At 64.9% G+C, this 12,822-nt stretch carries 24 protein-coding genes and 1 tRNA gene; 6 read left to right on the top strand and 19 right to left on the bottom strand.

What is annotated here, in order from left to right:
• The 4 genes from AC06E9_RS00900 to AC06E9_RS00885 form a co-directional block, all read right to left on the bottom strand.
• The gene (locus AC06E9_RS00900; RefSeq protein WP_478055283.1) at nt 1-717 is read right to left on the bottom strand and encodes a hypothetical protein; all 717 of its coding nucleotides are present in this window, start codon (nt 715-717) and stop codon (nt 1-3) included.
• A gap of 126 nt (nt 718-843) precedes the next feature.
• The gene (locus AC06E9_RS00895; protein ID WP_152153419.1) at nt 844-1,368 is read right to left on the bottom strand and encodes a hypothetical protein; all 525 of its coding nucleotides are present in this window, start codon (nt 1,366-1,368) and stop codon (nt 844-846) included.
• Nucleotides 1,369-1,475: 107 nt separating this feature from the next.
• Nucleotides 1,476-1,551, bottom strand: a tRNA-Phe gene (locus tag AC06E9_RS00890).
• Between the two features lie 203 nt (nt 1,552-1,754).
• On the bottom strand, nt 1,755-2,936 hold the full coding sequence (locus AC06E9_RS00885; protein WP_478055282.1) for a YbfB/YjiJ family MFS transporter: 1,182 nt from the start codon (nt 2,934-2,936) through the stop codon (nt 1,755-1,757).
• 93 nt (nt 2,937-3,029) lie between these two features.
• Here AC06E9_RS00885 and AC06E9_RS00880 point away from each other — a divergent pair, with 93 nt between their 5' ends.
• Nucleotides 3,030-3,836, top strand: a complete 807-nt coding sequence (locus tag AC06E9_RS00880) for an AraC family transcriptional regulator (RefSeq protein WP_461770110.1) — start codon at nt 3,030-3,032, stop codon at nt 3,834-3,836.
• Here AC06E9_RS00880 and AC06E9_RS00875 read toward each other — a convergent pair.
• Nucleotides 3,826-4,215 (bottom strand): hypothetical protein, encoded by a 390-nt coding sequence (locus AC06E9_RS00875; RefSeq protein WP_121038291.1) that lies wholly within the window; start codon nt 4,213-4,215, stop codon nt 3,826-3,828. The two genes, AC06E9_RS00880 and AC06E9_RS00875, sit on opposite strands and share 11 nt — an antisense overlap.
• Nucleotides 4,216-4,440: 225 nt before the next feature.
• On the opposite strand from AC06E9_RS00875, the gene AC06E9_RS00870 reads away from it, so the two are divergent.
• Together AC06E9_RS00870 and AC06E9_RS00865 are read left to right on the top strand one after the other, a co-directional pair.
• Nucleotides 4,441-5,463 (top strand): NADP-dependent oxidoreductase, encoded by a 1,023-nt coding sequence (locus AC06E9_RS00870; protein ID WP_183073678.1) that lies wholly within the window; start codon nt 4,441-4,443, stop codon nt 5,461-5,463.
• 124 nt (nt 5,464-5,587) lie between these two features.
• Complete coding sequence (locus AC06E9_RS00865; protein WP_183073677.1) at nt 5,588-5,758, top strand: hypothetical protein; 171 nt, start codon at nt 5,588-5,590, stop codon at nt 5,756-5,758.
• A gap of 169 nt (nt 5,759-5,927) precedes the next feature.
• Here AC06E9_RS00865 and AC06E9_RS00860 read toward each other — a convergent pair whose 3' ends face one another.
• Genes AC06E9_RS00860 through AC06E9_RS00840 form a run of 5 tightly spaced genes read right to left on the bottom strand, consistent with a single transcriptional unit; the run spans nt 5,928 to nt 8,019 of the window.
• Complete coding sequence (locus AC06E9_RS00860) at nt 5,928-6,218, bottom strand: helix-turn-helix transcriptional regulator (RefSeq protein WP_478055281.1); 291 nt, start codon at nt 6,216-6,218, stop codon at nt 5,928-5,930.
• Nucleotides 6,215-6,496: a hypothetical protein gene (locus AC06E9_RS00855; protein WP_478055280.1), complete on the bottom strand. Its 282-nt coding sequence runs from the start codon at nt 6,494-6,496 to the stop codon at nt 6,215-6,217. Before AC06E9_RS00855 ends, AC06E9_RS00860 begins: the two co-directional genes overlap by 4 nt.
• Nucleotides 6,493-6,681 (bottom strand): hypothetical protein, encoded by a 189-nt coding sequence (locus tag AC06E9_RS00850; RefSeq protein WP_478055279.1) that lies wholly within the window; start codon nt 6,679-6,681, stop codon nt 6,493-6,495. Before AC06E9_RS00850 ends, AC06E9_RS00855 begins: the two co-directional genes overlap by 4 nt.
• Entirely contained in the window at nt 6,678-7,646 is a 969-nt protein-coding gene (locus AC06E9_RS00845) for a DNA cytosine methyltransferase (protein WP_314402364.1), read from the bottom strand. Before AC06E9_RS00845 ends, AC06E9_RS00850 begins: the two co-directional genes overlap by 4 nt.
• Entirely contained in the window at nt 7,639-8,019 is a 381-nt protein-coding gene (locus tag AC06E9_RS00840; RefSeq protein WP_478055278.1) for a hypothetical protein, read from the bottom strand. The genes AC06E9_RS00845 and AC06E9_RS00840 overlap by 8 nt, the downstream gene beginning before the upstream one ends.
• 184 nt (nt 8,020-8,203) lie before the next feature.
• Here AC06E9_RS00840 and AC06E9_RS00835 point away from each other — a divergent pair, with 184 nt between their 5' ends.
• Complete coding sequence (locus AC06E9_RS00835) at nt 8,204-8,434, top strand: hypothetical protein (protein ID WP_147433881.1); 231 nt, start codon at nt 8,204-8,206, stop codon at nt 8,432-8,434.
• Nucleotides 8,435-8,439: 5 nt separating this feature from the next.
• Here AC06E9_RS00835 and AC06E9_RS00830 read toward each other — a convergent pair whose 3' ends face one another.
• From AC06E9_RS00830 to AC06E9_RS00790, 9 genes are all read right to left on the bottom strand, one after another.
• On the bottom strand, nt 8,440-9,357 hold the full coding sequence (locus tag AC06E9_RS00830; RefSeq protein WP_478055277.1) for a hypothetical protein: 918 nt from the start codon (nt 9,355-9,357) through the stop codon (nt 8,440-8,442).
• Nucleotides 9,358-9,485: 128 nt separating this feature from the next.
• Complete coding sequence (locus tag AC06E9_RS00825) at nt 9,486-10,019, bottom strand: hypothetical protein (RefSeq protein WP_478055276.1); 534 nt, start codon at nt 10,017-10,019, stop codon at nt 9,486-9,488.
• The gene (locus AC06E9_RS00820; RefSeq protein WP_478055275.1) at nt 10,016-10,555 is read right to left on the bottom strand and encodes a hypothetical protein; all 540 of its coding nucleotides are present in this window, start codon (nt 10,553-10,555) and stop codon (nt 10,016-10,018) included. Before AC06E9_RS00820 ends, AC06E9_RS00825 begins: the two co-directional genes overlap by 4 nt.
• On the bottom strand, nt 10,548-10,730 hold the full coding sequence (locus AC06E9_RS00815) for a hypothetical protein (RefSeq protein ID WP_478055274.1): 183 nt from the start codon (nt 10,728-10,730) through the stop codon (nt 10,548-10,550). The genes AC06E9_RS00820 and AC06E9_RS00815 overlap by 8 nt, the downstream gene beginning before the upstream one ends.
• Nucleotides 10,718-10,852, bottom strand: coding sequence for a hypothetical protein (locus AC06E9_RS00810; RefSeq protein ID WP_478055273.1), 135 nt, complete (start codon nt 10,850-10,852; stop codon nt 10,718-10,720). The genes AC06E9_RS00815 and AC06E9_RS00810 overlap by 13 nt, the downstream gene beginning before the upstream one ends.
• Nucleotides 10,849-11,085, bottom strand: coding sequence for a hypothetical protein (locus AC06E9_RS00805; protein ID WP_478055272.1), 237 nt, complete (start codon nt 11,083-11,085; stop codon nt 10,849-10,851). The genes AC06E9_RS00810 and AC06E9_RS00805 overlap by 4 nt, the downstream gene beginning before the upstream one ends.
• Complete coding sequence (locus tag AC06E9_RS00800; protein WP_478055271.1) at nt 11,082-11,258, bottom strand: hypothetical protein; 177 nt, start codon at nt 11,256-11,258, stop codon at nt 11,082-11,084. The genes AC06E9_RS00805 and AC06E9_RS00800 overlap by 4 nt, the downstream gene beginning before the upstream one ends.
• A complete protein-coding gene (locus AC06E9_RS00795; RefSeq protein WP_478055270.1) occupies nt 11,255-11,557 on the bottom strand; it encodes a hypothetical protein in 303 nt (100 codons plus the stop codon). The genes AC06E9_RS00800 and AC06E9_RS00795 overlap by 4 nt, the downstream gene beginning before the upstream one ends.
• Nucleotides 11,554-11,793 (bottom strand): hypothetical protein, encoded by a 240-nt coding sequence (locus tag AC06E9_RS00790; RefSeq protein WP_478055269.1) that lies wholly within the window; start codon nt 11,791-11,793, stop codon nt 11,554-11,556. Before AC06E9_RS00790 ends, AC06E9_RS00795 begins: the two co-directional genes overlap by 4 nt.
• Nucleotides 11,794-11,902: 109 nt before the next feature.
• Here AC06E9_RS00790 and AC06E9_RS00785 point away from each other — a divergent pair, with 109 nt between their 5' ends.
• A complete protein-coding gene (locus AC06E9_RS00785) occupies nt 11,903-12,586 on the top strand; it encodes a hypothetical protein (protein ID WP_478055268.1) in 684 nt (227 codons plus the stop codon).
• A gap of 56 nt (nt 12,587-12,642) precedes the next feature.
• Nucleotides 12,643-12,801, top strand: a complete 159-nt coding sequence (locus tag AC06E9_RS00780; RefSeq protein WP_478055267.1) for a hypothetical protein — start codon at nt 12,643-12,645, stop codon at nt 12,799-12,801.
• Nucleotides 12,802-12,822: the final 21 nt, after the last annotated feature.

Below are 12,822 nucleotides of genomic sequence, written 5' to 3'. Positions count from 1 at the left end.
CTACTGGCGGTCAGCGGAGAGTTCCCGCGTCGCGTTGCCGTGCTCGTCCAGGAAGCGCACCTTGGCATCCCCCGCGGGCGTGACCACCAGTTCCAGTCGTGGCTTTCCCTGGCTATCGCGCAGGGTCAGCATGGCATCGCGTGCATCCGATTTGCCAAGGAACACGCGCTCGGTGATGGCAGGGATGCCGTCGCGATGAAGTGATTCGTCCCGCTCGGAGAAGAACGGACGGTCCAGGCCATCGGCAACATCATTGAAGGTCAGCCCGGCGTAGTGTGTGCCCGCGTCGTCCACGCCCAGCAGCTGCATCTGCTGATCCTGCTGATAGCGATCAAAGGTCAGGCTCATGCCGCTGGAGGGTTTGCCGCTCTTGTCGAGCGAACCGTTGTAGATCAGCCCGCCGTTTTCCGTGCCTTCATCGTTGAAGAACAGCATGCCTGCCATCGGGCGCGGATGAGGTTGCTCCTTGTTGTGAATGACCACGCCAGGAAACAGTGTGCGATTGGAGATCGCCAGCCGCAACGTTCCGTCAGGTTCCTTGATGTTGATGCGCTGCGCATCAATGACATCAAAGCTGGCGCTGCGCTGTGACGTCGCACCCATCATCAACGCGGCCATGGTGAGCAGGCCAGCCGCTGCGCAGCCCAGCGTCAGTCGCCGTTGGTTTCGCTGCAGATGCGCGATCTGCGCCTGCAGCACTTCGATGCCTTCGGACATTCACCTCTCCCTGTGTGTGCGGCCATGGGGACGAACAAGCGCGGCCGCAGACGATCCTGTCCGCCGGGTGAGCATGCCAGCGCGTGGCGATGGACGGCAAGGCGCGCAACGGCCTGCCCGCGGAAATCATCCCTGAGCGGTGTGCCCGCTTTGCAGCGCGCGATGGATCTCCGCCTCGATCATCGCTTCATCGTCGCGTGCGGCCCAGCGGCTGATCGTGACGATCACCAGCACCGCGCCGGCCATGAAGTAGGCAGCAGGCACCACCGCCAGACTGGCCAACAGCGCAGGCGCGAGGTCGTGTGTGTGTTGCCAGTGCTTCACCACCGCCACCAACGGAACGATGAGCAGGCTGACGAACATGCCGATCATCAGGGTGCGGATGAAGGGATGCATCTGGAACGCACCTTCAAGCCGCGTGCCGCGTTCGGTGGGGATGCACTGACCGATGAAATACGGCTTGAAAGAATTGGACACGAACGGGCGCGTCCAGCACAGGCGGATCCGTTGAGCGGAGGCCGTCCCGCGCATTCCGGCGACAGAGAGACGCGGGCCATGCTGGATCGACTGCTTGAGGCGCAGCACGGTCACATCGATCGGGGATGTGCTGTGGAAGGTAACGGGACGTTTGCCGAACAGCGCGGCGAACAAAGCACGAACCATGTGCGGAACCTCCTTCCTTGAACGCTGCGCGATGTGGCGACGCCGCACAACAGACAAAAAAAATGACCTGCATTTCTGCAGGTCATCTGAAATTGTGGTGGCCGGGGACGGAATCGAACCGCCGACACGGGGATTTTCAATCCCCTGCTCTACCAACTGAGCTACCCGGCCACTTCATCGCTGCGTTGCCGCTGGCGAGGACGCGAATAATACGGAGGTATGAGGGGTTCGGCAAGCGTTTCGCGAAAAAAATTTCACATTTGTTTCCAAACCCGTGTCCGCCCACATCCAAGTGCTTGATCCAGCGGGCCCGAGCACATCACACAAGCGCATGAACGTCGGTTCAGGCGGATGCTTTCCGCCGGTGCAGTTGATCAGCCCGTGGTGGATCGTGGGTCGTCGGGAATGCACCACAACAGCACGAAGCCGATCACCATCATGATCGCCGCCAGCACCAATGCGCCCTGGTAGCTGCCGCTGTCGCGCGCCAGCGTGCCGGCGATCGCGGGGGCGATGATCTGGGCGACGCCATAACTCAGCGTCAGCGTCGCCATCGCCTTGGCAGGATTGTGCGGGTAGTGGCGACCGACCACGGTCAGGGTCAGGCTGACGATGCCGGCGAAGGTCAGGCCGAACAGCACGGCGCTGGCCGCGCCGGCCCACAGCCCGCCATCCAGCAAGGGCAATACGAAGGACGTAGCCTGCAACGCATAGGCGAGCATCAATGCACGGATCAGTCCAAGCCGGTTCGAGAGCCGATCCCAGGCAAACGTCGAGGGGATGGCAGTGAGGCCGACCAGGACCCACACCCAACTGCCGTGGCCGGCGAAGGCAGGGGTCTGCACCAGGATGGCGACGATGAAGGTCGCGCTGACCACGAAGCCGACCCCCGCGCAGAAGTACGAGGCGATCAGCAGCCAGCGCCAGCGCCGCCCGGGTGGCGGGGGAGCATTGGCCCCAGTGGCACTGGAGATCGCTGCCGGCGGCGGCATCCATGCCCAGGCCGGGATCAGGAACACCACCGCGAGGGTGCCCAGCGCGATCCACTGCCGGGAGGACGCCAGTTGATCGGCCATCGCCGCAGCCGCCAGGCCCGAGACCGCGATCCCCACCCCGAGGCCGGCGAAGTGCAGGCCGAGCTGTGGGCGGCGCTGATGGGCGAGCAGCCAATGGAGCACCAGCCCGGAGGCGAGCAGCAGGCCGGCGGTGCTGGACAGGCCGGCCACGAAGCGCAGCACGCCCCAGGTGGCCATGTCCGTGGTGGTGCCCATCAGGCCGGTGGATACCACTGCCAGGACCAGTCCGATGCGGTAGAAGCGGAATTTCAGCTGCATGTCGCCCACCCGGGCGACCAGCACAGTGCCGGCCAGGTAGCCCAGATAGTTGAACGTTGCCAGCCAGCCGCCGCCGGCTGCCGTGAGCCCGGCGTCGAGTCGCATCACCGGCAGCAGCGGGGTGTAGGCAAAGCGCGCCAGGCCAACCGTGAGTACCAGCGCGCAGATGCCGGCCGTGATGACCTGCCAGGCGTGGCGGGGAGGCGGGATCAAGAGTGACATGGGTGGGGAGGGCAGCGGGGAGGGCCCATGGTCCGTGGACAGAGGTGACCGCGTCTTTCGATAGAATGACCCATCCTGTCGATGAGGCGTCACATGGCCACGGCGGAACCCACTGCTCCGGGTTGGCGCGAAGTCCTGGTGCCGCCGCTGCGGCGCCTGCCGTGGCCGGTGGTGGCGCGCAGCCAGCGGCTGGAGGCGGGCGAGCGCTTCCCGCCGCACGTGCACGGCTGGAACCAGCTGGTCCACGCCAGCACGGGTGTGCTGCAGGCCAGCGCGGGGCAGGCCCGTCACGTGATCACCCCGCATCAGGCGCTGTGGGTGCCGACGGGCACGCTGCATCACACCGGCGCGTTGAGCACTTCGGCATTCCGCAATCTGTACGTGGATGATGCCCCGGATCTGGGCATGCCCACGCGCTGCGTGGTCCTGGAAGTGTTACCGCTGCTGCGCGAACTGATCATCGAACTCGACCGCACCGTGCCCGATCACGACCGCACCTACTACACCACCTTGTGCACGCTGATCACCGCGCAGTTGCCGCGCCAGCCGCAACACACCCGGCACCTGCCATGGCCGCAGGACGCGCGCCTGCAGCGCTGGTGCCAGGCACTCTACGAGCAGCCGGCCGATACCCGCAGCGTGGAGGACTGGGCACCGTTGCTGGGGGCATCGGCACGGACTCTGGCACGCCATTTCGAACGCGAGACCGGCATGCGCCTGCGCGACTGGCGGTTGCGGCTGCGCCTGCTGCGCGCCATCGAGTGGCTGGCGCAGGGGCGTTCGCCCACGGTAATCGCGCACGAGCTGGGCTATGCCTCGGCATCGGCGTTCAACTACATGTTCCGGATCGAGATGGGCATGAGCCCGCTGCAATGGAAGCGCGCACGCACTACGGCGTGACCGGGCAGGCCAGGCTGACCAGCCGCTCATCCTCGAAGCGTGCACGGATCGTGCCGTTGTCGGCTTTGCCTGCGGGCCACTCCGCTTCGGCGCCCGCACCAGGCAGGGGATTGCCCAAGTGGAAGTACACGCGGCCACGGCTGTCCCCGACCTGCACTTTGTTGCATGCCACGATAGGTGAAGCCATCTCGCCGCAGTCGCCCTGCAGCAGGCACAGGCGCGTGTGGCACTTGCCTGCACCGGACGACCAATGGCCTTGCGCGGCCAGGCAACCGGGCTCGGTCGCCAGGATCGCCCAGCATGCCAAGCCGAACACCGTGGTGGCGGACATCAACACGGGCAGCAGGTAGCGGCGTCGGCTGGAAGAGGGAACGTTCATGACGCGATCATGCGCCTTGGCCTGCGGCGCGGGCAACGGATGATCGGTGCAGCGTATGGATGGAATGCTGTGACGCCATCCAGAGCGTCGGTCGCTGTCGCGCAAAGGCCAGGCCACCTCCGCATCGCGCCGCACCGATGGAACGCTGTTTTGCCCCCCGTCTGGACGTGCCTGGACGGCGTACTGTCGGGATTCCTTTTTCGTCTCCCCCGGAGCGATCCGCTGATGAACGCACTCACCAACAAACGCATCGTGCTCGCTTCGCGCCCGAACGGCGCCCCGGTCGCGGCTAACTTCCGTGTCGAACAGGTGCCGGTTCCCGCGCTGGGCCCAGGCCAGGTGCTGCTGCGCAATCGATACCTGTCCCTGGATCCTTATATGCGCGGTCGCATGGAAGAAGGGCCGTCCTACGCCGCCCCGGTTGCGCTGGATGCAGTGATGGAGGGGCGCACCGTTGCCGAGGTGCTCGCCTCCCACCATCCGGATGTTGCGGCCGGCGAGCATGTCCTGGCACCGGGTAACTGGCAGACGCATGCCGTCATCGACGGCGATCAGCTCAGCCGCAAGCTGGAAGACAACGGCCTGCCGATCAGCACTGCACTGGGCGTGTACGGCATGCCCGGATTCACGGCGTACGTGGGCCTGCAGGAAATCGGCAAGCTGCAGCCGGGCGAAACGCTCGTGGTGGCTGCTGCCAGCGGCCCGGTGGGCGCAACGGTCGGGCAGATCGCCAAGCTGCAGGGTGCGCGCACGGTGGGCATTGCCGGTGGCGAGCAGAAGCGCGCGTATCTGGAAACGCTGGGCTTCGATGTGGCGCTGGATCACCGCGCCGACGATTTCGCTGCGCAATTGCGTGCGGCGGTGCCCGACGGCATCGATGTCTACTTCGAGAACGTCGGCGGGCATGTGTTCGATGCGGTGGCGCCGTTGCTCAACGACTTCGCACGCATTCCGGTCTGCGGCACCATCGCTACCTACAACGCGCGCGGCGCGGTGCTGCCCGGGCCGGATCGGCTGCCCGGCTTCATGAGCCAGGTGCTGCGCCAGCGCCTGACCGTGCGCGGCTTCATCCAGTCCGATCTGCACGCCTTCTTCCCCGCGTTCCTGCACGACATGGGGCAGTGGCTGAGGGACGGCCGCGTGCAGTATCGCGAGGACATCGTGGCGGGATTGGAGAACGCGCCCGAGGCGTTCTTCGGCCTGCTCAAGGGGCGCAACTTCGGCAAGCTGGTGGTCAAGCTGGAGTGACCGACGCCTCACGCGTGAGCGCGCTGTGTGCGAGGCCGCGCCGATCGTGATTCGTGCATCACGATCGGCTGGTTAGTCTGCCCGGGAAGGCGCCGCCCCGGCGCCCGCACGAGTGAGTAGACCCATGGCTGACACCAAGCCCAGCGAACACGGCAAGCAGGAAGGCATCGAAGAAAGCCAGCAGGACCGCAAGCAGGACGAAACCGCCAAGCAGCGGCCGGGACAGACCGATCAGGCGATCCATGATGCAGGCACGCGTCGGCCGGAGCGCAAGGACAATCCCGAGGGCGCGTAAGCAACCGCGCGCGGCCTGCAGAAACAAGAACGCCCCGGGAACCTGATTCCCGGGGCGTTCTGTTGAATAGTGGTGGAGCCAAGGGGAATCCCGGTTAGTCCGTAGGCCCTTGTGACAGTAGGGGAGGGCCGCCAGCTAGATGGCGGATGCCCCCACATATGCCCCCGCCTCATGCGGCTTTCGGCAAACCGTCCTCATTGACCTGACGGGCATCCATTTTCGCCTGAATCCATCTGTCGATCTCGTCCTCCGACCAGGCGACGCAGTTGCCCCCGAGGTCGATCTGCGCAGGAAACTCCTTCTTCCGGATCCGATCGTAGATGGTGTTCTTGGACAAGCCGGTCCTGGCGACAACCTCTTTCAGGCGCAGCAGGTTTGGGGTTCGGCGTTCGGTTGTGCTGGTCATCTGGTTTCCTTCGCCGCGGTGCGCGGCTGAGTCATTTGGGGAAATGGCGATCACGCTGCGTTGCCTGTGGCCAGGCCGGGCAGCCGCATCTGAATCACGTTGTCGGACACGGCGGGCTCCGCCGCCCGGCGAACACGGGCGGGCCGGTTGACCCGCTTCCATTCCGCGATCGCGGTATCCGCGTCGGCATGCTTGCTGGTCATCCGGCATTTGCACTCGACGAAGTGGCCGCCGCCGGCGGAGATGCTGCGCAGGTCGTGGATGTGGCGCGCGCTGTGACCGGCGGCGCAGGCCGGCAGCGGCTCGGGGTGGCTGATGTGTCGCTGGGTCATGCGAACAGCTCCGGTTGGATGGGGAGCGCCGGCGGCGCCGGGCGGGGAAGGGAGGCAGCGCGGCGGCGGGCGGACTGGGCCATGCGGAACATGCACCAGAAGCCATGGCCGGCCAGCCGGCGGGCGCGGGCCTCACCGATGAGCACGCGCGCTGTGTGCTTGGCCTGGATGCTGGCCTTGTTCATGCAGCCGCCTTGAGCGCGAGGATGACTTCGCGCTCAACGGTCGGGCAGACCGCATTCCCAAGCATGTGCATGGCATCGCGTTTGTTGTTCGGCAGCTTGTAGTTGGGCCGGAAGCTCATAGCAGCCCTGGCCTCTTCCACCATGACCATTCGCATGCGGTTCCCGTCGATCACCGCCCATCGGTCGCGGGTGGTGATGGTGCCAATCGGGCGCGAAAGGCTACGCCCGGTCAGGCCAGAGCCATTGCCAAAGTAGGGGGCAATGAACTGATCGCCGAACGCCGCACGCCCGGCCTTGATGCGGGCCAAGGTGGCTGCGGAGCGGCCCGGCTGCTCGATGAGCGACCATTTGCCAGCGTTGAAGTCGATGAAAGAGCTTGCCGGCACATGGTCGCGGCGCGGCAAGCGTAGTTCCAGCGGGTGCTTGCTCTTCGTCAGGATGACAAACACACGCTTTCGGTGTTGCGGTACGCCGAAGTCGGCAGCATCCAGCAGATGGGGGCTGACTGCGTAGCCAAGAGCCACCAGCGCAGCGCACCAGGCGGGAAACAGCTTCCATTTCAGGAACTCAGGCACGTTCTCAATCACGGCGCCCTCGGGGAGCCAGCGCTCCATGGCGGCAATCACCGCCCACGCGGTCGACCTAGTGGCGTCGTGATGCGGCCGTTCCTTGCCGCGTGCGTGGGTGTGCCCCTGGCATGCTGGCGACGCGAGAAGCAGGTCGAAGTGTGGCAACAGCGAGAAATCCATCTGCTGGAGGTCTTGGCAGAAGTGCTTGGTCTTTGGGTGGTTGGCAGCGTGAATGGCGATAGCGGTCGGCGAGTGATTCGCTGCGGCCACCACCTCGCAGCCGGCCTGCTCGGCCCCGTCTGTTGCGCCGCCGCCGCCGCAGAAGAAGTCCACGGCCTTCACCAGCGCTGATTGCTGCGGCACGGGGAAGTTGAAGGAGCGGGAGCCGTCAGCCACGGGATGTCCCCACTGCAGTCGTGCTGCCGTTGATAGATGCTGTTTGTGCCACCATCTTGAATCTTTCCGAACTGGCTAGGCGCACGATATGACGCAGCACGAAACGAGATTTGCTACAGAGGCTCATGGCCGGTCCTATGTAATTGTTGTAGTGCCTGCTCTCCGCGGGGGATTTCATGCGTCTATCGAGACAAGCAAGGGTGACGGGCGTGGCCTGAAAGGCCCTGGCGGCGATTACTTCCGCACCGTCGAGGATGCCAAGCAGGCGGCGCAGCTGTTTCTGGAAGGGCAGCCAGGTTTCGGTTGAGCAGTTGCGATCTATGGGGCATCTGCGCACGCTGGCGCCGTTCAAGAGAATGGGTCGGTCGCGCATCACACGTCCTCCCGCAGCCTGGTGCGCCGGTCGCGCGGCGGCTTGACGGTGGCCAGGGTGGTAGGGTGATCACAAGCCTGCAGTGTCTGTGACGGACTTTTCCTACACTGGCTAGTGAATAGGCAACTCGAAGGCGTGGCGGCACAGTCGTGGACGACGACGTCAATCAGGGAGGAACTGCCAGATGTACGAGCTCGTTGGTCCATATCTTGTTCACTGGAGTGCGACTGGCGAGCAGCGTTGTGCTGCGGGCCAATGGACTGGGCATTGGGCGATTTACCATGCTCATCAGTGCAATTTCGACCGTTCGGTTGCGCGGGGAAGCACGGACATTTGTCCGTATCCTGGCGAGGCGCTGATCCTTGCGAAAAACCAAGCACTGAAAGTGGTGGAATCGCTCCCTGAGGATGAGTAACTAACTCAGCCATTGCCCACCCCCGGCGCTGCATCGCGCTGGTCGATCAGATCAATCTGCGCGGCGATCAGCGCACCAGCGCGCACCAGGTCACGGCGTGCATCAACTGGCTTCCACCACTCCGGTGCCCACGGCCATACAGCAGCCGGGCCGTGCCACGCGATGTGGTCACGCGTGCCGGCTTCCAGATCCATAGCTGCCAGCTGGACGTAGGCGGTCGCGGCCTTGGCCAACTCGCCGCGCCGGTACTGCTGGTCGCCGTTGCGAGTGAAGCCCTCGGCCTGCAGCTGTCGCTCGCGCTCGGCGGCGATGGCTTTTACGCCTGTGCCCAGGTCGATGCCCTGCGCGGGCTGGATATGCGTCCAGCGTATCGGCTTGGCGGCCTTGTCGAAGGCGCAGCCATTCCAGAAATACCAGCCCTCTGCGATGGGCGGGTGATCTTCGATGCAATGCCCACCCGCCATGTAGTGGCCCACCAAGCATTTGCCGGACACGCCGGCTCGCAACTCAACTTCAATCAAAACTTCGGTCCCATCCTTGGGTGCGGTATCCATCGAGTTCCAGGCCCCCGGCTGGCGGGCGGCGAGGGCGCGAGCATGCGCCAGTGCGTCGGCGTGGCGCTCCACCGGTTCCGGGTAGCGGTCGTGCGTCGGCTTGCTGTTTTCGAGCGCGGCGATGATGGTCGCCAGCGCCTCCCCCTGCACCTCGCCAACCTGCTGCTTGCCAGTTGCGGCGAGGGCGGCGGCAAGCGCCTCCATCCGGGCCAGCCCTCCGAACTGCAAGCCCTCAGCACCAGCTGTGTAAGCATCGGCAAGGGCATGAACGATGACCTCCCCCTGCTGCTCGGCCAGCTCTGCGGGCTGCGGGTCGGCGGCACGGACCAGCGGGATACTGAAGCTGCTGGGGCCGTGTTCTTCGATCAAGGCTTTCTCGCGCGCTGTGATGGCGCGGTCGCCGCCGTCCCACCACATACGGACGCTGGGGGGGGCGGGCGGGTTCGGCGGAGGCGCTGGGCGGGGGCCGGGCGCGGGCCCGTTGGTGCCAGCCCGGCTCACGACTTCACCTCCGCAGCATCGCCGTCCTGGCTATCGGCCAGCAGACCCTCCCAGCACACCGCACAGAGCGGGACGCCTTCGCTGTCGTGATTGGTGACGGGTCCGCACTCTGGCTGACCGGCTTCGCAGGTTTCGCCGAGGTCTTCCGCGGTGATCACGTGCGGCAGCGCTCCTTTGACCTGCCAGAATTGTGGCCGCTCAACCCTATCGGCCCACGCGGCCACGAGCTTCTTCAGTTCGTCGAGCTGCTCGCTCGTGACGCTGGCCAAGTAGTCCTCGGAGGGCTCTCCGGCGTACTCGAAAGCCATTTCCTGCATCCGCTCGACGATGTTGCTTTCGTCGACCAGGCTCGGCGTCGAGATCTCGGACACTTCGCCGATGTAGATCGTCTGGCCGATCTCCAGATCGCCGCCGTGGTGGTCGACGGCGGCCGCGACGGCGTCCGCGATACTGTCGCACTGGTCGTGAAACGTCTCTTCGTCAGTGCTCCAGCTGTACTGCACGGCTGCCGCGTTGTTGTCGGTCGTCATGGCTGGCTTCCCTTCTCGTGGTCTTTGATGCGGTCGATGAGGTAGGTGGTTTCGTTGCGCCACTTGGCGCGGTCAGTCGGGTTGAGGTGCTTGGCGAGGTAGTGGAGCTTTTCGAGCGGCTCGATCAGCCAGGTGATGCGGAAGGGCATGGCAGAGCGGTGGTCGCGGAGCGGGGCGTGCGGCCGGCACTCCGGCCCTGCGAGCCATTCGACCTCGTTGCAGTCCAGGCAGTGGCCTTGGCCGCCGCTGCCGGCCGGCCACCGGTGCTGTTGCTTGGCCACCGGCGGATGCAGGTAGAGCGCGCGGATCACCAGGTTCCGGCGGCGCGGGTGCGTCACGTCGCCCGGCTCGGCCTCTTCCCATGGATCGTTGCTGCCGCGGCGCCGGCACTCGTAGCGGACCGGCTTCTGCATCCCGTACAGCTGCTCCATGAGGGCCTTTGCCCACGCGGTCGCTACCTCCGCCGGCACCGGCTCGCCGGCGGCGCCTGCGCGCCGCATGGCGCGGACTGTGGCGGCCACGGTCGGATCAGCCATCGCGGCCTCGCCTCCATGCGTCGGGCACCTGGGTGGCGCAGAGCAGGGCGCCCATGAGCAGGTAGACGCCGGTGTCCTCGATGCCGGCCCAGGCCATGACGAAGGCAACGGCCGCGAGGAGGGCGCCGAGCAGCACCAGCCCGCCGGCGCGCCAGTGGCGGATCAGCCCGCGCATCGGATCTGCTCCATCAGGGCGGCGAAGTGCTCGTCGTGGCGGCGCTGCAGCCAGGCGGTGGCCACGATGGCACCGGCGGCAAAGCCGACGATCAGGCCGAAGGCGAAGTCGATCCCGCTCATGCGGCACCCGGGGTGTGGTTGCGAGCGCCATAGGACAGGTCGCGCGTCATGTCGGCGACGGCGCGGGCGGCGCTCTTGTGGCCGTCCAGCACCTCGCGGCGGGCGAGGGCGGCAGCGCGGGCAATGTGGTGCGGGCGGTAGCCCATGCGCTTTGCGGCGATCGCCACGGCCAGGCCGGCGCCGTTGGCGCGCTGGGCGGTGTTGGTGGGGAACTGGAGGATGACGGCGCTCATGCTGGCTCCTGGGCGGGCTGGATGACGCGGATGTTGGTGAGGGCGCCGTCGGCGCCGACGTCTGCCTCTACAGAGACGTCCGTACCGGTCGCGAGATCGATGCCGCACCAGACCGGCGGGGCGATGGGCGGCAGGCCGCTCTTCATGGCGGCGATGAAGTCGTTGTCGGTCATGCGGAACCGCCGGTGGCCTTGGCGATGGCGGCGCGGATCTCGCTGCCGAGGCTCCCGGGACGCAACCTGTCTGCCGCGGCGATGAACCCAATATCCCTGAACAGCTGATCCGCCTTGATCAACGCTTCCAGCAGTTCGGGCGCGGCGGCGATCAGGCGGGCGTTGGCCTCGATTTCGACGTGCGTCGACTGCGCAAGCTGACAGATGAGGCTGTTGGTAGGCCCGCGCACAATGTGCGTGTAGGCATCGCTGTTTTCCTGATACGTCCACGGCCCCGGCGTGTGCTTGGCCGCGCTCATGCCTGCCCCTCCACCAAGTCGGCGTTGCCGAGCTGCAGGGGGCCGATGCGCATGCCGGTGCGGATGTGGTTGGCGCGCAGTTCGAGCGCGGCGCTGGAGCCCTTCATGGCGAGCTCGGCCCATTCGACAGGCGAGAGGTTGATCTCGACGGTGCCGAAGGAGATGGCGACGGTATCGGTGGCGTGCACGGCTTTGACCGTGACGGGATCGGAAGCGGTGAAGGCAGCGAAAGCCATGGAGGACTCCGAGCCCCGGCCCGGATGGGCTGTTACTGGGGCGATGGAGTTAGGTTAGGAGAAGCTAATTCATCAGTCAATAGGACTAGCTAACATTTAACCGGAATTGATGAACGCTGCGGTTTTCATTCAGCTATTACGTCGTGTGTATTGGATGGGGCAGTTGCTGAAACCCTTGCGACACAAAGGTTTCACTCAACTTTCAGCCCTTGTGGCCGATACTGTGTCCAAGACGACAGTCCAACGAGATGAACCTGAGTGGTTGTCAACCCTTGATGCGTACACCAGTTGTGATACCGGCGTTTCATGGCTAGAATTCCAGGCTGTCAGTAGCGGATCGCTACATGAGATAGCGGCCGGCCTCTACGAGCGGCATTTTTTGCGGTCGCAACAGGGGGCTCATTGGATGAGTGCAGTAGTTAGTTTGGTAGTAGTTGGTGGTGTTGTTCGTGACCCTGCTCTGGAAGATGAAGTCGCTGGAATTTGGGATGACATCCTCGAGCACATGCGTTTGGTCCTCGCCGGTGCAAACGAGCATGGCTACGACAAGATCCTCGAGCTGTCCAACCCGACCATCGAAGAGATTGTGAAGTCGATCAATTCGGTCGATGAGCTCTTGAACAAGATGTTCGCAGGTCCTTTGGCAGAGTTGGTTGATATCGACACCGAGCTGAAGTTGAACGACTGCCAACAATGTATCCATCTGATTCGACGCGTTCACATCGCATTGAAGTACGGCAATCAAGATGAGTACAACGACGTGATCCAGAAGATCATAAAGCACCAGAAGTAATCGTTTTTTCGTTATTGACCACCTCCCAACACACGATGGAAACGGAGCGAAAAGGTATGAACGCCATGAAGGCCACGATGATGACTGCGCAGCGTACGCCGCAGACCCGCGAAGACCTCACCGCATTGGCACGCGCTATCCGGGCTGAGTTCAAGATGCTCAACCGCCACATGAGCGATATTCTGGCGGCCGCCGAATTTCGAAAGGCCGCCTAACAGCGCCTGATGAAAAAGCCC

The sequence above is a fragment of the Stenotrophomonas sp. Steno-Z10-BAI genome (assembly GCF_056393115.1).
Note: the sequence above shows the minus strand (reverse complement) of the source record. Positions and strands in the feature narration are given on the sequence as shown.